Here is a 16,753-nt window from a genome sequence, read left to right as displayed (position 1 = left end):
ACGCCCCACTCGCTCAACAAGCAGTGGTCCGCAACGAGCAGTAGGGTTGCAGCGGGGCGGGTTACTCCTCGCCGGGCAGTTCGAACACGCCGGTGAGGGTTCCACGGGCGATCGCGCGCGAGAACAGGTTGAAGCCGAGGAAGGCGGGCGAAGCGCCGTCCGGAAGGCCGAGCGACTCAACGTCGACGGCATGCACCACGAAGAAGTAACGATGCGGTCCGTGTCCGGGAGGCGGACCTGCTCCGACGAACTGAGCCAGGCCCGCGTCGTTGCGCAGCGTGACTGCCGACGCCGACAGGTCGGCCGAGCCCGGAGATCCCGCATTGGTCGGCAACGACGTCACGGTCGCCGGAATGTCGACGACCGCCCAGTGCCAGAAACCGGATGCGGTGGGAGCGTCCGGATCGAAGCAGGTCACGACAAAACTCTTGGTCTCCGCCGGAAAGCCCGACCAGCTCAGTTGCGGTGAGACGTCCTCGCCTCCCGCGCCGAAGATCGCGGACGCCTGTGGCGTCGGAAGCGTGTCGCCGTCGGTGAAGTCCGTCGACGTCACGGAGATCTCCGGCAGCGTCGGAAGCACCGAGTACGGGTCGAATGCGGTCACTATCGTCTCCTTCTCACCCACGTCAGCTGTGACGCAGGAAATGCTCAAGAACCTTGGTGCCGAACAGGATCGACTCTACCGGCACGCGTTCGTCGACTCCGTGGAACAGCGCCGCGAAGTCGAGGTCCGGTGGTAGCTGCAACGGCGCGAACCCGAAGCACCGGATGCCGAGCTTCGCGAACGCCTTCGCGTCGGTGCCGCCCGACAGCATGTAGGGCACCGTGCGTCCGTCGGCGTCGTGCGCGACGACGGCGTCGTTCATCGCGTCGACGAGATGCCCGTCGAACGTCGTCTCGTACGCGTCGAGGTGAGTGATCCACTCCCGCTTGACGTTCGGCCCGATGAGTTCGTCGATGGTGGCCTCGAACTCCTTCTGCCTGCCCGGGAGCACACGGCAGTCGATGACCGCCTCCGCCTGCTGCGGGATCACGTTGGCCTTGTAGCCGGCCGACAGCATCGTCGGGTTGGCGGTGTCGCGCAGGGTGGCGCCGATGATGCGAGCGAGGTTCCCGATCTTGAACAGCGCCGTCTCCAGATCGGGCGTCTCCGGGCTGAAATCGAGGCCGGTCTCCTCCGACAGCGCTTTCAGGAACTCAGACACCGACTCGGTCATCACGAGCGGGAACTGGTGGGCGCCGATGCGCGCGACGGCGGACGCGATCTCGGTGACGGCGTTGTCCGAGTGCAGGAACGAACCGTGGCCTGCGGTCGCATCACACGTCAGGCGCATCCATGACAGGCCCTTCTCGGCCGTCTCGACGAGGTACAGCCGACGAACGGTTCCGTCGGGACGATCCACGGTGAGCGAGAAGCCGCCCACCTCGCCGACTGCCTCAGTGATTCCGTCGAACAGGTCGGGTCGGTTCTCGACGAGCCAATGCGACCCCCAGGTTCCGCCCGCCTCCTCGTCCGCGAGGAACGCGAACACGATGTCGCGGGGCGGCACGGTGCCGTCTCGTTTGAACTGGCGAGCCAGTGCCAGGACCATGCCGGCCATGTCCTTCATGTCGACGGCCCCGCGTCCCCAGACGTAGCCGTCGCGGATCGCGCCGGAGAACGGGTGGACACTCCAGTCCTCGGCCTGGGCGGGGACCACGTCGAGGTGGACGTGGACGAGCAGCGCTCCGCGACTCGAGTCGGCGCCTGCGAGCCGAGCGAAGACGTTCCCACGACCAGGCATGCCCGACTCGATGTACTCGGTCTCATAGCCCACCTCCTGGAGTTGCTGCTCCACCCAGCGGGCGCATTCGGCTTCGCCGACGGTCGTCTCCGGCACTCCCGTGTTCGACGTGTCGAACTGGATGAGGCGGCTGACGAGATCGACTACTTCTTCGGTTGCTTGAGGGGTCGTCACACCCCCATTACTAGGGGATTTGGGATCTCACGGCAACCTTGGTTATGGTTATGCGGCGCAAGCGAAAGCGAGCGCGACAATTTCATACCTGAACGAGTCCGAGTGGCGGAATGGCAGACGCGCTAGCTTGAGGTGCTAGTGTCCTATTAACGGACGTGGGGGTTCAAGTCCCCCCTCGGACACTCTTCAACGACACAGGCCCTTCATCTCACGATGAAGGGCCTGTGTCGTTCATGTCGCACCTCACCGAACGCGGCGGAGACCGACTTCGTCGCAGGAGACACGCGGTGGCAGGCTTCGGTTCAAAGATGCTGGGGACAGCGCAGATTGCCGGTTGAGCATTCCTAGTCCCGCGGGCATGTGGTCAAAGGATCTTTTGAATCCCGATCCCGAAGGGATCGAACGCCGGGAACGACCGCCGAACCACTCGCCGCGACCCTCACTGACAAACGCGGCCTTCAGGAAGGCCGCGATTGTCGACGAAGCGTCGGTCTGTGTCGAGGAAGTCCGCGTTTGCGTCGCGTGCACCCCTCGTTTTGTCAGAGTGCGGGGACGGGGACGGGCATGTGCAGCGCCGCCTGCGCTTTGGTGGTCACGTCGAAGCGGATGGTGCGGATCGGCTTGAGCGAACGGAGATCGTCGGACATGCGTCCGTCGCCGAGAGTCAGGTCGACACCACGCGGGAGCGACGACGAACCGGTCGCGAGCACGTTCGTCTGGTTGAGCGTCGACTGCCACACGCCGTCGAGCAGGGTGTACGAGGTGAGGCTCGAGACGTTCGTCCCCGTGCTCGACGCCTTCTGGCGCGGCGTTCGCGCGGTGAATTCGACGTCTACTCCCCCGTCGGCGTTTGCGATGCGTGCGGTGGTGCGCGAGGCGTCGATGTCGACGTCGAGGTCGGTGACCCACTTCGGGAATCCGTAGCCGTCATGCCCTCGGACCTGGGCGATGTCGGTGTTGACCGGCAGCGACAGCACATAAGAGTGCAGGTGGTCGTCGACGAGCGCAGTGGTGAGGTCGAGCACGCCTGGCCCGCCGTGGCGCGCGGGGCGGACTGCCACACCGACGGCGGCCTCGGTGTAGAAGTCGATGTCGCACACGTCGTAGCGGAAGAACATGACCGACGCGATGCCGAGTCCGGGAAGCACCTCGAGCGGCTCGAGTTCGGCGGGAATGCGCTTGCGGATGGCCGAGGTCGGGGCGAGCATCGTCAGTCGCGCCGAAGACATCGCATAGTAGAAGTTCGGGGTGTACGTCGGACCGATGGGCGACTCGACGCGCGTCTTGCGGAGCCGACGGAAGAAGTCGACGGATTGCACGCGTGGGTCCTGCGACACCTCGTCGAGGTCGGTCTGCATGCGGTAGCGGTCGAACAGACCGCCCTCCGGGACCGGGACCACACGTTGTCCTAGCTCGACGTCGACGGTCTTCTGGGCGGTGGACGGCATGGTGGGCTCCTCACGAGACGATCTATGTTTACACTGCTAACACAGAGGGTAGGACTCGATGTGAACAGTGTCAACACTGATTGCCTCGTGAGGATTCACGACACCCCGCCCGTCCAGGCGGAAGCGGATGTCAGTCGAGGATGCCGGGAAGTGTGGCGACCCGGACGACACTCTCCAGCACGTGGTCGGCCCCGTTCCCTTCGAGCACTGCAGCAGGAGTCTGACCGGTCAGCACTCCAACAGAGATCGCGCCAGCGTTGTTGGCGGCCTGGACGTCGACTGCGGTGTCGCCTGCCGCGAGGACCGCAGACACGTCCACGACGCCGGTCGCTTCCATCGCGCGGAAGATCATGTATGGCGCAGGGCGTCCGGCGGGCACGTCGTCGGTCGTGATGACGGCATCGAGCACAACACCGTCACCCCGACCCTGCGACCACCCGAGCGACGCCAGCAGCGGATTGACCACAGCACGGTCGAAACCGGTGGTCAGAGCGACTTTCACGCCCGCGCCACGCAGTCGGGAGATGAGTTCTTCAACTCCCGCGATCGGCCGTGGCGGGTCAGCGCGGTAGCGCTCGGCAAGAAGCTCCTGGAAACGGGCGAAGGCGCCGAGCGCCTCGTCCCGTCCGATGGTGACGCCTCCCAGACGGGCGAGGTTCTCGATGGCGGTCACCTTGTCGGTGCCCATCCAATGCGAGAGGTTCGCATCGGACACGGTTGCGCCCAGTTCGGTGACACACGTGCGAAGCGCTTCGTACACGGCGCCGCCGTCGTCGACCGTGGTGCCTGCGATGTCGAATGCGGCGAGTTCAATCATGGGGTGGAGGTCTCCTCGTCGGACGCCCGGCGTCATGCCAGGCGGATGTGACTTCTGCCGCCGGCGGCGGTCAGACGATTGGTGATGCTGATGGCGCATTGCCCCGGCACGTAGCGGTCTTCGGCGAACTCGATGACCCGGCCGGTCGAGTCCTCGGTGGTGCGGCGCACTCGGAGCATCGGCGCGCCTGGGGCCATCCCCAGGTACTGGACGTCGTCGTCGGCGGCGGCCACCGCGTCCACCTCGTGGTTGGAGCTGTACAGGTCGATGCCTCGGTCGAGCATGAAGCGATTGATCGACCCCGAGTCGGGGTCGAACTCCATCAGGGTTCGGCCCACGTCCCAGATGAACGACATCCGTTCGAGCACCGCGGGCTCGTCGTCCAAATAGCGCGCACGGACGATGGTGAGCACCGGGTCGCCTGCCGCGACGCCGAGACGCCGCGCGAGCTCAGCGTCGGCGTCATGCCTCGATTGAAGGATCGTCCGCTGCCCTGCGGTCCGCCCAGCATCCGCCGCCCACGCCGTCAGCGAACCGAGCGCACTCGCAGCATGCAGCGGAACGCCGGTGCGAACGAGCGGCGGACGCCCCTGTCCGCCGACGAGCAGTCCCTCGACGCGGAGCGTGGCCAGCGCTTGACGAACCGGCCCCCGGGAGACTCCGAACTCGTCGCACAATGCGGATTCACTCGGCGCACGCACACCCTCGGGCCACTGACCTGTGGCGATGCGCGCACGGAACTCGTCCGCGAGTCGTTGATGAATGGGTGCCGACATGCCGCTGAGTATACAAGTCAAACGCCATTCGTCTGATCCAGCGAATGAACGAACGATGAACGATCAAGACCATATGAAACAGTCGGTGAACTGATTCAGAACTTGTACATACAACTGCGTCCAGCGGTTGCGGAGACTTGCGTCCAGCGGTGAACTCCTCGGCGTGAGCCACAACGAATGCGACGTACTCGTCGTAGGAGCGGGCATCGTCGGCCTCGGCCATGCACTGGCCGCAGCCGATGCCGGGAACAGCGTCATCGTGATCGACCGCGACCGTCGCCCGGTCGGCGCCTCGGTCCGCAACTTCGGGCACATCTGCGTGACCGGGCAGACTGGCGAACTGCGCGATCTGGCCGTGGGCAGCCGGGAACGCTGGCTGAACCTCGCCACCAGGGCGGGAGTTGCCGTCCGGACGCAGGCCGGTCTCGGCGTGGCCCGCGCAGCTGACGAGATGGCGGTGCTCGACGAGCTCGCGTCCACACGCGACAGCGTGTCACCGATCGACGCGAACACGACTCGCGAAGCCCTGGGCGGAGCGGGTGCGGACGACGTGGTCGGTGGCGCCCTCCTCCTCGACGACCTCCGGGTGGACCCGCGCACCACGGCGCCTGCCGTGGCGGCATGGCTCTCCGCGCGCGACGACGTCGAGTTCCGCTGGAACACCTCGTACCTCGGCGTCGACGACGCGACCGACGGCGACGTCCGCATCCGCACCTCCCGCGGCCAGATACGCGCGGCACGGGTCTTCGTGTGCGTGGGGCACGACCTGGACTACACCGCGCCGGTGGTCGCCGAGGAGCACGACGTGCATCGCTGCGGTCTGTCCATGCTCCAGGTGGCCGACCCGGGCTTCCGTGTGAACTCGGCCGTCCTGACCGCGACGTCGTTCCTACGCTATGGCGCTTTCGCCGAGACGACGGCCGTCCGAGCACTCGCCACGCGGATCGACGACGACCGACCCGACCTGCGAGCCGCCGACACGAACATCATGTTCACCCAGCGACCCGACGGATCGCTCCTCATCGGCGACTCCCATCATCTCGACCGCACCCTCGACCCGTTCCTCGACGAGCGGGTCGCCGACCTCATCGTCCACGAGGTCGAGACGATCCTCGGCACCGATCTCACTGTCATCGGCCGCTGGCAGGGCGTGTACGCGTCCCGCCCCGGCGGCCCGTACCTGACCGCAGAACTCGCGCCAGGCGTCCGTGCCTGCTCGGTCACCACCGGCGTCGGCATGACTGTCGGGCTCGAACTCGCAGCCCGGCACGTCGCAGGCGAACTCGTCTGACCCCTATTCCCCCGCACAACCCACTCCACAACACCTCGAAGGACTCCCATGAAGCGCTATCTGAAGGCCGCGACCGTCGCGGTCGCCGCCGTCTCCCTCGCATCCGTCGCGGCCTGCGGCGGCACCGGCGGCAGCTCGGATGATCCGAACACCGTCACCCTGTACAGCGCCGACGGCCTGGCCGACTGGTACACCCCGCAGTTCAAGGCCTTCGAAGCCAAGACCGGCATCAAGGTCAACTACGTCGAGGGCGGATCGGGTGAGGTCGTCTCCCGCGCCGACAAAGAGAAGTCGAACCCGCAGATGGACGTGCTGGTGACCCTTCCCCCGTTCATCCAGCAGGCCGACAAGAAGGGCGTCATCGGCGAGACCACACCCGCGGGCGTCGACAAGCTGCCCGCCACCGCCAAGGCCGCCAACGGTCACTACGTGTCGCTCGCGAACAACTACTTCACGATGATCCGCGGCACCACCGTCGATCCGAAGCCGGAGTCGTGGAACGATCTCCTCGATCCGCGTTTCAAGCAGCGCCTCCAGTACTCGACACCCGGACAGGCGGGCGACGGCACAGCCCTGCTCCTCCTGGTCCAGCACGTGTTCGGCGAGCAGCAGGGCTTGGACTTCCTCGCTGAGCTCCAGGCCAACAACGTCGGCCCGTCGGCGTCCACCGGAAAACTGGGGCCGAAGGTCAGCACCGGCGAGCTGTCCGTGGCCAACAGCGACGTCCAGATGGCCCTCGCGGCGATCGCCAACGACAAGATGGCCTACGAGACGTTCGCCCCCAAGGGCCCGGACGGCAAGCGCACCACCCTTGCTCTCCCCTACTTCATGGGCAAGGCCGCTAAGGCGCCGCACGCCGACAACGCACAGAAGCTCATCGACTTCCTGATGTCGGTCGACGCCCAGAAGTCCCTCGCACCCGATGCGTTCGGCATCTCAGCACGCACCGACGTCAACGCCACCGGCCCGAACGTCGACGCCATCACCAAGGCCCTCGCAGGCGTCGACGTCTGGTCCCCGGACTGGACCGATGTGAACAACCGATTCGACGCGCTGGTCGACGCCTACAACAAGGCGACCGGGCAGTGAGCATGGAGACCGGACGCGCACGCCGGACCGCAGCGAGCACCGAAGCGAGTCATGCGGCGACGGGTGTGGTTCCCGCTGTCCGAATGAGTTCCGTGTCCGTCGCCTACGGGAAGACGGTCGCCCTGCAGGACTGCTCCTTCGAGGTCGCTCGAGGCGAGACGCTCGCCCTTCTCGGCCCGTCGGGTTCGGGGAAGTCGACGGCCCTCAAAGCGATCGCCGGTTTCGAGAACGTCGTCTCCGGACGTGTCGAGATCGACGGCCGAGACGTGACGGCGCTCCCGCCGTCGGCCCGCGGCGTCGGATTCGTCGTCCAGCAGTACGCGCTGTTCCCGCACATGACGGTCCGGAAGAACGTCGCGTTCGGTCTCCAGGCTCGGCGCACTCCACGCGCCGAGATCAAACCGCGAGTGGACGAAGTCCTCCGCATGGTCGGCATGTTCTCCTACGCCGACCGTCTCCCCCGAGAACTGTCCGGCGGTCAGCAGCAGCGCGTCGCCATCGCGAGGGCCCTCGCTGGACGTCCCGATCTCCTTCTACTCGACGAGCCGCTGTCGGCCCTGGACACCCGTCTTCGACAGGACATGCTGATCGAATTGCAGCAACTGCGCCGAGACCTGCCTGACGTGGCGATCGTGCACGTCACTCACGATCAAGCGGAGGCACTCGCTCTCGCCGACCGGATCGCCCTGATGCGCAACGCGAGGCTCGAGTCGATCGACACCGCCGACCGTCTCTTCCACCGCCCGCCGAGCGAGTTCGCGGCGACGTTCCTCGGTGGCGCCGACATCCTCCCGGTGCGCGCGACCACGGACATCGCCGCCGGCGAGATCGGAGTACTCGATCACGGAGGTCTGCCCGTGCGCGCCCGCAGTGTCGACGGGGTGGCGGCGGACCGCCATGTCGCGCTCGCCGTCCGTCCGTGGGCCTGGCGCTTCACCAGTGTGCCGCCAGAGAACGGTTTCGAGGTCGAAGTCGACGACGTCCAGTGGCGGGGGTCCACGCGACACGTCCGTGTCCGGATCGTGGCCACCGACCAGCGACTCGGAGTCGACGTGCCCGTCCTCGACCGCGCTCCCGAACCCGGTGAACGCCTGTTCGTCGACGTGGCGCCACACGACGTCCACATGGTTCCGGCAGACAAGAGCGCGTGATGAGCACCGCTGTCGCACCCTCCAGGAGCGCGGTGGTCAGAACCGCTGCACCTCGCCTCGCTCTCGCCCGAGTCACGCGGATCGCCGTGCTCGTCGGACCACTCGTGGTGTTGATCGCGAGCCTCGGGTACCCACTGGCACTGGCCGTCTCCCGATCGTTCACCGACCGCGACGACAACTATGTCGGCACGCAGACCTGGTCGAACGCCCTCGCGGACGGCGCCGTGCAGAAGGCGTTCGCGCGGACCCTCGAGATCGCGGCACTGTCCACCGTCGGCTGCGTGATCGTCGGAACCTTCGTCGCGTTTGTGCTCGCCTTCATCCCGTTCGTCGGATCGCGGTTCGTGGTGCGGGTGATCGAGGCCGTGGTCTCCCTGCCGTCGTTCCTCATTCCGCTGGCGCTGGGAGTCCTGTTCGGGCCCGTCGGCGTCGTGTCGTCGAGCACCGGGCATCGGTTCACCTTCATGAGTTCGGTGATCGGCGTCGTCCTGGCGATGATCGCCTTCTACACCCCGTTTGTCGTCCGGCCGTTGCTCGCGGCGTTCAGCCAGTTCCCGAGCGCGCAGATCGACGTTGCGTCCTCGCTCGGCGCCGGCCCGCTGCGGATCGCGGCCCGAGTGATTCTGCCTGCGGTCTGGCCCGCTCTCGCTGCCGCTGCGTCACTCGTGTTTCTGCTGACGCTCAACGAATTCGGCATCGTCCTCTTCACCGGTGCAAAAGACGTGACGACCCTGCCCATGCTGATCTACACGACCTCCATCGTCGGTTCCGACTTCGCGACCGCTGCGGTGCTGGCGACAATTCAGCTCGCGCTCTCACTGAGCGCCTACCTGCTCTACCGGGCCGTCGTGCGCCGGTTCGACACGACGGGAGCCTGACCCATGCTCGTCCGCAGCCGCTCGTCGAGAGCGCTCATCTGGCTGATCTTCCTCCTCGCCGTCGGCGTGTTGATCGTCGCGCCGATCGCCGTCACCGCCATCACCGCGTTCGCGGATTCGTGGACCTCAGTCCTGCCGACTGCGTGGACCACGGCGCACGTGTCCGACGTTCTGTCGGCCGAGAACGCCGAGAGCGTCGCCGTGTCGGTGCAGACCGCGATCATCGCGTCGGCGATCGCCGTCGCCGTCGGCACGTGGGCGGCGCTGGCCGTCCGCAAGGCCCCGCCGCGGCTGCGGAGTCTGCTCGACGCCGCCTATCACCTTCCGGTCGCGGTCCCTTCGGTGGTGATCGGTCTTGCCGTCCTCATCGCCTTCTCACGGCCGCCGATCGTGTTGAACGGCACCGCGTCGATCGTGATTCTGGTCCAGGCCTTGCTGGTGCTGTCGTTCGCGTTCTCGATGGTATCGGCCGCGGCGAAGTCGCTCGACCCTGCGCTCGACCAAGTAGCGGGCTCTCTCGGAGCATCCGGCGCCCGGATCTTGTTGCGCGTGACCCTTCCGCTGCTCGCCCCGGCCATCGCCGCCGCTGCCGGCCTCTCGTTGGCGCTGTGCATGGGCGAACTCGGAGCGACCATCATGGTCTACCCAGGTTCGTGGCGCACCCTCCCGGTGACGATCTTCACGCAATCCGACCGCGGTGAACTGTTCACCGCCGCGGCGAACACCTTGCTGTTGGTACTCGTGACCGTGGTGATCCTCGGTGTCCTCGGCCGGATTCGCTCCCGCGCCCAGGTCCGCTGAACCGTCCGACCTTTCGACTCGCTTCGCTCGCTCAAGGAGCAGGGCAGGAGTGCAGCGTCAAGGAACAGGGCAGGAGCGCAGCGTCGAGGAGCAGGAGGGATGTCAGAAGCCGGCGGCGCGGACGATCTGCTCGGCGGCGAGCGTCGGAGTCAGAGTCCCGTCGAGGACACCGGCTTCGACCTCGGCGCGGGCCGCTCGGACATCGGAAGCCGACTCGATACGGTGCAGAACGGACTCGCGGACCATCGTCCACATCCAGTCCACCTGCTGATTCGCGCGGCGCCGATCGAACTGGCCCGCCTCGGTCAGCACGCCGCGGTGCTTGAGGATGGAGTTCCAGAAATCGTCGACGCCCGTCTTCTCGATGGCGCTCATCGTGAGGACGGGCGGTGTCCAGAGAGCATCGTGCGGGTAGATGAAGCCCAACGCGTTCCGCAGTTCGCGGGCCGCGCCACGCGCCTCGTTGATGTGCTTGCCGTCGGCTTTGTTGACGACGACGATCTCCGCGAGTTCGAGCACACCCTTCTTGATGCCCTGCAGCGAATCGCCGGTCCGGGCCAGCGTCAGGAAGGTGAATGTGTCCACCATGTTGGCGACGCTGACCTCCGACTGACCGACGCCGACCGTTTCGACGAGCACCACGTCGTAGCCCGCAGCCTCGACGAGGACGATCGTCTCGCGCGTCGCCTTGGTGACACCGCCGAGTGTGCCCGACGTGGGCGACGGCCGGACATACGCTTCCGGCGCCGCCGAGAGCTGACCCATCCGAGTCTTGTCACCGAGGATCGACCCGCGCGTCCGAGTCGACGACGGGTCGACGGCCAGCACCGCCACCTTGTGTCCCAGCGAGATCAAGTGCATGCCGAGCGCTTCGATCGTCGTCGACTTCCCGACTCCGGGGACACCGGTGATGCCGACCCGGAACGACTTCCCGGCGTGCGGCGTCAACTGCAGAAGCAGACGCTGCGCCGCCTCGCGGTGGTCGGTGCGGGTGGACTCCACCAGCGTGATCGCCCTCGCGAGGTCGGCACGCCGCCCGGCGAGGACGCCTTCGGCCAAGGCTTCGACATCCACTGGCTTACGGGCACCTGCGGGACTCATGCCGACCGGGACGCGAGTTCCAGACCCAGCTTGTCGGCCAACTTGCCGATGAGGTCGACCGCGGAGTCGGCGATGACCGTGCCGGGCGGGAAGATCGCCGCGGCGCCCGCCTCGTACAGTTCATCGAAGTCGCCCGGGGGGATCACGCCGCCGACCACGATCATGATGTCCTCGCGACCGACCGCAGCCAGCGCCTCGCGGAGCGCGGGCACCAGCGTGAGGTGACCGGCCGCCAGCGACGACACGCCCACCACGTGGACGTCGTTGTCCGCAGCCTGTGCCGCCACCTCTTCCGGCGTCGCGAACAGCGGGCCCACGTCGACGTCGAATCCGAGGTCGGCGAACGCGGTGGCGATCACCTTCTGTCCTCGGTCGTGGCCGTCCTGTCCCATCTTGGCGACCAGGACACGGGGACGACGTCCCTCTGCCTCGGCGAACTCGTCGACCACGGCCAGCGCGTCGTCGATGTTGGTCACAGCGTCACCCGCCTCGTTCTTGTAGACGCCGCTGATCGTCTTGATCTCGGCCTGATGACGACCGTAGACCTTCTCCATCGCATCGGAGATCTCTCCACCGGTGGCGCCGTGACGCGCGGCGTCGATGGCGAGCGCCATCAGATTGTTCTCCATGCCGCCGCTGGTGTCGTCCGCGGCACGAGTGAGCTCGGCCAGGGCTGCGTCGACGGCGGACTGGTCGCGCTCGGCGCGCAGCTTCTCCAGCTTGGCGAGCTGTTCGGCGCGCACCTTCGAGTTCTCGACCTTGAGGACCTCGATCTCCTCGTCGTCGGCCACCTTGTACTTGTTGACGCCGATGAGCGGCTGGCGACCGGAGTCGATGCGGGCCTGGGTGCGCGCTGCGGCCTCTTCGATGCGCAGCTTCGGCAGTCCCTCTTCGATCGCCTTGGTCATGCCGCCCGCGGCCTCGACCTCGGCGATGTGCGCGCGCGCCTTCTCGGCGAGCTGGTGGGTGAGCCACTCGACGTAGTTCGACCCTGCCCACGGGTCGATCGGTCGCGTGGTTCCCGACTCCTGCTGCAGCAGGAGCTGCGTGTTGCGGGCGATGCGGGCCGAGAAGTCGGTCGGCAGGGCGATCGCCTCGTCGAGCGCGTTGGTGTGCAGCGACTGGGTGTGGCCCTGTGTCGCCGCCATCGCCTCGACGCAGGTGCGGGCCACGTTGTTGTAGACGTCCTGCGCGGTCAGCGACCAGCCTGAGGTCTGCGAGTGGGTTCGCAACGACAGCGACTTCGCGTTCTTCGGGTTGAACTCGGCGACGAGCTCGCTCCACAGCAGTCGCGCGGCGCGGAGCTTCGCGACCTCCATGAAGAAGTTCATGCCGATGCCCCAGAAGAACGAGAGACGCGGAGCGAACTTGTCGATGTCCAGACCGGCAGCCAGTCCGGCGCGGATGTAGTCGACACCGTCGGCGAGGGTGTACGCCAGCTCCAGGTCGGCCGTCGCTCCGGCCTCCTGGATGTGGTAACCGGAGATCGAGATCGAGTTGAACTTCGGCATCTTGGCGCTGGTGAACGCGAAGATGTCCGAGATGATCCGCATCGACGGCTCGGGCGGATAGATGTAGGTGTTGCGGACCATGAACTCCTTCAGAATGTCGTTCTGAATGGTTCCGGCCAGCTTCTCCGGCGGCACGCCCTGCTCTTCGGCGGCGACGACGTACAGCGCGAGGATCGGCAGCACGGCGCCGTTCATCGTCATCGACACGGAGACGTTGCCGAGGTCGATGCCGTCGAACAGCTGGCGCATGTCGAGGATCGAGTCGATGGCGACTCCGGCCATGCCGACGTCGCCTGCGACGCGCGGATGATCGGAGTCGTAGCCGCGGTGTGTCGCCAGGTCGAAGGCGACCGACAGGCCCTTCTGGCCTGCGGCGAGGTTCCTGCGGTAGAAGGCGTTCGACTCGGCTGCGGTGGAGAAGCCCGCGTACTGACGGACCGTCCACGGCTGGTTGACGTACATCGTCGGGTACGGGCCGCGGATGAACGGCGTCTCACCGGGGATCGAGTCGAGCGGGTACCCGCCGTCGGCTGCGATCGCGTCGCGATCGGCGCGGGTGTACACCGGCTGGACGTCGATCTGCTCCGGAGTGCTCCACGTGACCTGTTCGGCCGTGTAGCCGTGTGCAGACGCCAACGGAGCTGTCAGCGCGTCGCCGGAGCCGACTTCGGCAGCTGCCGGCGTCAGTTCAACGTCGGCGAAACTTGGAATCGTGGTGTCGCTCATGGGATTCACGCTCCTTCTCGGGCTGTCGTGAGGGAGTCGAGCAGTTCGGTGAGAACGGCGACGGCGTCGATGCCGACCCGCAGTGAACCGTCGATGCCGGAATCGGCGGGCCATTCACGCTCAGGTCCGGCGAGCAGGACACGCTCGACTCCGGCGGCTCGGGCGGCATCGGCTGCGGCGGGGCCCTCGTCGGCGTACCGCGCCTTGGTTCCGCACAGCACAGCGATCGACGCCGGGTTGGCGGCGACGGCGGCGCCGACGGTGTCGGGGCTCAGCGGGCCGGGGTTGACCGCGTCGATTCCACCCGCCGCCAGCAGGTTCGCGACGAACGTGGTCCGACCGTTGTGTTCGGCCACGGAGCCGAGCGGAAGCAGCAGCACACTCGGCCGCGTCGACTCGGTGTCCGCGCGGTCGCGGAGTGCCTCGAAGTGTCGTGCGACGCGCGCGAGGCGCGGAGTCGCCGTCGGGACGTCGCCCGAATCAGCTGATCCTGCGGCCAGCGTCGGCTCGCCCAGGTTCGGGAACTCGCTGACACCGGTGATCGGCGCCTTGCGATGTGCGACGGCCTTCTCACGAGCGGCGAGGGCTTCCTCGACCTGATCGCTGATCGCACCGGACTCGAGGGCCGCGAGGTATCCGCCCTGCTTCTCGATCGCGGTGAAGACGTCCCACGCGGCTGCGGCGAGGTCGCTCGTCAACGACTCGACGTACCAGGATCCGCCTGCCGGATCGAGGACACGACCCAGGTTCGACTCTTCGAGTAGTAGAAGCTGGGTGTTGCGGGCGATGCGACGGGTGAACGACGTGCGCGACGTCCGTGCGTCGAGCGGAATCGCCGCGTCGAAAGTGTGGACGGTCACCTGGTCGGCGCCGCCGACTCCCGCGCCGAACGCGGCGATGGTGCTGCGCAGCATGTTCACCCACGGGTCGCGCTGAGTGAACATCGAGAGGTCGGTGACCGCATGGGTGATGGCGGCACCGGACTCCCGGGCGCCGAGGACGTCGGAGACGCGCGCCCAGACGGTGCGAAGGGCACGGAGCTTGGCGATGCCCGCGAACTGGTCGTCGTCGACGGACACTGCGAAGGTGATCTGCTCGAGGGCCGATGCCGTGTCCAGTCCGGCGTCGACGGCGTCACGGACATGCGCAACTGCAGCTGCCACGAGAAGTCCGAGCTCCTGCGCGTTCGATGCCCCCGCTTGCGCGAAGTCGGTTCCGTCCACGCGGAAGGTGCGGACGCCTGCGGGGACCTGTGCGGCGAGTGCTGCGGCATCTGCCGCGGCGACTGTCGGCCGTCCCGAGAACTGCGCGGTGTACGGCGACAGCCCGAGGCTGTGTGTGGTCGCGGCCGTGGTCGGCGCGGTCTCGGGTGCGTCCGGAGCGGCGTCGAGTGTTGCGAGGAACGCGCGGGCCGCGGCCAGCCCGTCCGCGCCTGCATCGAGTGTCACCGGCATCAAATCGAGGTAGACGCCCTGCAGAGCGGCGGCGAGGTCGTCGGCGGCGACGGACAGCCACAGACCACTGGTGCCGTTCGCGGCGGCGTCGAGGATCGACTCGTTCACCGACGCCGCATCGACGTCGTCGTCGCCGAATCGTTCGGTGACGCGCCAGCCCTGAGTCACGTCGCGCGCGGGATCCGCGCCGCGGATGAATGGGAACGAACCCGGCGCGCCGACCTCGGCGGTCTCGTCACGCCGTGTGTACAGCGGGCGGACGGCGACACCGTCGCGGGTGTCCGTCGAGAGCATCGCCTCGGGAGTGTCGGGCAACTCGGCGGGCGTCACCCGAGCCGACTTCGCCAGCACCCCTGCGGCTGCCGTCGTCCAGCGGTCGTACGCCTGGTTCAACTGGTCGTCGAGGTCCGGGGCCACCGGCTTCTCACCTGCCGTCATGGTCAGGGCCTTCCGTTTGACGGGAATTGGAACGTGTCACAGGCACAGTAACCGATCGATCGCTCGGGCGGTCAATCGGGCTGTGACCCACGACGTAGAATCCCACTTGATGCGCCCTGATGCACAGCCTTCACCACAATCGGCGTCCCCCGCCGTCTCTCCCGAGGTCACAGCACAACGACGCCGGGTGACCGGTCGTGCCGTAGTCGGCCTCGTCGTGGTCGTCGGCATTCTTGCCGGCGCGTATTTTGTGCCGCTGCCGTCCATCGGCCAGGCCCGTGGCTGGTCCGACACACTCGGCCCGTGGTTCGTGGCCGTGTTCTTCGTCGCATACGCGGTCGTGACGATAGGGCCGATCCCCCGATCCACGTTCACCGTGATGTCCGGCGTGCTGTTCGGGCCGGTGGTCGGATTCATCGGATCGCTCGCCGCGGCCACCGTTGCGGCGATCGTCGCGTTCCATCTGGCACGTCGCCTCGGTCGTGAACGAGTCCAGCCGTGGTTGGCCAAGCCGGTGGTCGAGACTGTCGAACTCAGGCTCGAACGACGCGGATGGTTCGCCGTCGGCTCACTTCGGCTGATTCCGGCGGCGCCGTTCTCTCTTGTGAATTATCTCTCCGGCCTGTCCTCGATCCGACCCGGCCCGTATCTGGCGGCCACCGTGCTCGGATCGGCCCCGGGCACAGCCGCCGTGGTGTTCCTCGGCGACGCGCTCACAGGCAAGACGAACCCGATGATGCTCGTGCTGTCGGGCTGCCTGTTCGCGGTCGGTGTGATCGGACTGATTGTCGACGCCAGGATGCCAATCAACCCCTGAGGCTTGATTGGTCCGAAATCAAGCCTCTAGCCTTGACAAACGATGGCTATAGAACCGCAGAACAACGGCGATGAAACGACGCATTCCGATGCGCAAGCGGTCGACACGGCCTGGAGAATTCATTCCGCCCTACTTACCTGGACCTCGTCGGTCGACCAGAAGGCATCCTTCGTACTGGCGATCGACGGTGCGTTCCTAGGCATCGCAGCGGCCGTCGTCAGTCAAGACGGCCGACTAGCCCCGAGTGGACCGATTTCAGTGTTGCTCCTCTCGCTGTCTGTCGCGTTGGCGGTGGTCGCCGGCGGGTATTCGTTGGCAGCAATCAAGCCGAATCTCAAGACCATCGTGGACAGCAGGATCGATTCGAGTCACTTCATCTACTTCGGACATCTCAAGATGATGGATGCGCTGCGGATTCGATCCGCGCTGACTCGCGAAGACATCCTCGGCGCCTTGACTAATCAACTCAAAGAGATGAGCGAAATCTGTTGGAACAA

The 16,753-nt window shown here is 66.7% G+C and carries 15 protein-coding genes and 1 tRNA gene; 8 read left to right on the top strand and 8 right to left on the bottom strand.

Annotated elements, in window-relative coordinates:
* Nucleotides 1-61 precede the first annotated feature (61 nt).
* Together GM1_RS01970 and GM1_RS01965 are read right to left on the bottom strand one after the other, a co-directional pair.
* Nucleotides 62-604 (bottom strand): YbhB/YbcL family Raf kinase inhibitor-like protein, encoded by a 543-nt coding sequence (locus tag GM1_RS01970; RefSeq protein WP_008376181.1) that lies wholly within the window; start codon nt 602-604, stop codon nt 62-64.
* Nucleotides 605-626: 22 nt separating this feature from the next.
* On the bottom strand, nt 627-1,958 hold the full coding sequence (locus GM1_RS01965) for a M20/M25/M40 family metallo-hydrolase (protein WP_008376179.1): 1,332 nt from the start codon (nt 1,956-1,958) through the stop codon (nt 627-629).
* A 96-nt stretch (nt 1,959-2,054) separates the two neighbouring features.
* Between GM1_RS01965 and GM1_RS01960 the strand changes: the two genes are divergently transcribed.
* A tRNA-Leu gene (locus GM1_RS01960) sits at nt 2,055-2,140 on the top strand.
* 357 nt (nt 2,141-2,497) lie between these two features.
* On the opposite strand, the gene GM1_RS01955 is transcribed toward GM1_RS01960, so the two are convergent.
* From GM1_RS01955 to GM1_RS01945, 3 genes are all read right to left on the bottom strand, one after another.
* The gene (locus GM1_RS01955) at nt 2,498-3,406 is read right to left on the bottom strand and encodes an acetoacetate decarboxylase family protein (protein WP_008376177.1); all 909 of its coding nucleotides are present in this window, start codon (nt 3,404-3,406) and stop codon (nt 2,498-2,500) included.
* 130 nt (nt 3,407-3,536) lie between these two features.
* A complete protein-coding gene (locus GM1_RS01950) occupies nt 3,537-4,223 on the bottom strand; it encodes a phosphonatase-like hydrolase (protein WP_008376175.1) in 687 nt (228 codons plus the stop codon).
* Nucleotides 4,224-4,255: 32 nt separating this feature from the next.
* The gene (locus tag GM1_RS01945) at nt 4,256-4,999 is read right to left on the bottom strand and encodes a GntR family transcriptional regulator (protein WP_008376174.1); all 744 of its coding nucleotides are present in this window, start codon (nt 4,997-4,999) and stop codon (nt 4,256-4,258) included.
* 163 nt (nt 5,000-5,162) lie between these two features.
* Here GM1_RS01945 and GM1_RS01940 point away from each other — a divergent pair, with 163 nt between their 5' ends.
* Genes GM1_RS01940 through GM1_RS01920 form a run of 5 tightly spaced genes read left to right on the top strand, consistent with a single transcriptional unit; the run spans nt 5,163 to nt 10,209 of the window.
* The gene (locus tag GM1_RS01940) at nt 5,163-6,290 is read left to right on the top strand and encodes a TIGR03364 family FAD-dependent oxidoreductase (protein ID WP_008376172.1); all 1,128 of its coding nucleotides are present in this window, start codon (nt 5,163-5,165) and stop codon (nt 6,288-6,290) included.
* A 48-nt stretch (nt 6,291-6,338) separates the two neighbouring features.
* Nucleotides 6,339-7,379 (top strand): 2-aminoethylphosphonate ABC transporter substrate-binding protein, encoded by a 1,041-nt coding sequence (locus tag GM1_RS01935; RefSeq protein ID WP_008376170.1) that lies wholly within the window; start codon nt 6,339-6,341, stop codon nt 7,377-7,379.
* Between the two features lie 2 nt (nt 7,380-7,381).
* Nucleotides 7,382-8,530 (top strand): ABC transporter ATP-binding protein, encoded by a 1,149-nt coding sequence (locus tag GM1_RS01930; RefSeq protein ID WP_040519322.1) that lies wholly within the window; start codon nt 7,382-7,384, stop codon nt 8,528-8,530.
* The gene (locus GM1_RS01925; protein ID WP_008376167.1) at nt 8,530-9,408 is read left to right on the top strand and encodes a 2-aminoethylphosphonate ABC transporter permease subunit; all 879 of its coding nucleotides are present in this window, start codon (nt 8,530-8,532) and stop codon (nt 9,406-9,408) included. Before GM1_RS01930 ends, GM1_RS01925 begins: the two co-directional genes overlap by 1 nt.
* Nucleotides 9,409-9,411: 3 nt before the next feature.
* Nucleotides 9,412-10,209, top strand: coding sequence for an ABC transporter permease (locus GM1_RS01920; protein ID WP_008376166.1), 798 nt, complete (start codon nt 9,412-9,414; stop codon nt 10,207-10,209).
* A 102-nt stretch (nt 10,210-10,311) separates the two neighbouring features.
* Here the strand turns inward: GM1_RS01920 and meaB are convergent, their stop codons facing one another.
* Genes meaB through GM1_RS01905 form a run of 3 tightly spaced genes read right to left on the bottom strand, consistent with a single transcriptional unit; the run spans nt 10,312 to nt 15,439 of the window.
* A complete protein-coding gene (gene meaB / locus GM1_RS01915; RefSeq protein WP_008376165.1) occupies nt 10,312-11,310 on the bottom strand; it encodes a methylmalonyl Co-A mutase-associated GTPase MeaB in 999 nt (332 codons plus the stop codon).
* Nucleotides 11,307-13,547, bottom strand: a complete 2,241-nt coding sequence (scpA, locus tag GM1_RS01910) for a methylmalonyl-CoA mutase (RefSeq protein WP_008376164.1) — start codon at nt 13,545-13,547, stop codon at nt 11,307-11,309. Before scpA ends, meaB begins: the two co-directional genes overlap by 4 nt.
* A 5-nt stretch (nt 13,548-13,552) precedes the next feature.
* Nucleotides 13,553-15,439 (bottom strand): methylmalonyl-CoA mutase family protein, encoded by a 1,887-nt coding sequence (locus tag GM1_RS01905; RefSeq protein ID WP_008376161.1) that lies wholly within the window; start codon nt 15,437-15,439, stop codon nt 13,553-13,555.
* A 109-nt stretch (nt 15,440-15,548) separates the two neighbouring features.
* Here GM1_RS01905 and GM1_RS01900 point away from each other — a divergent pair, with 109 nt between their 5' ends.
* Both GM1_RS01900 and GM1_RS01895 read left to right on the top strand, forming a co-directional pair.
* A complete protein-coding gene (locus GM1_RS01900) occupies nt 15,549-16,256 on the top strand; it encodes a TVP38/TMEM64 family protein (protein ID WP_052005274.1) in 708 nt (235 codons plus the stop codon).
* A gap of 42 nt (nt 16,257-16,298) precedes the next feature.
* Nucleotides 16,299-16,753, top strand: a 455-nt coding sequence (locus tag GM1_RS01895; protein ID WP_008376157.1) for a Pycsar system effector family protein, incomplete at its 3' end; no start/stop codon positions are given.

It is taken from the genome of Gordonia malaquae NBRC 108250, from assembly GCF_000344135.1.
In the GTDB taxonomy this organism is placed as follows: domain Bacteria; phylum Actinomycetota; class Actinomycetes; order Mycobacteriales; family Mycobacteriaceae; genus Gordonia; species Gordonia malaquae.
This window is presented reverse-complemented; position numbering and strand designations above follow the sequence as displayed.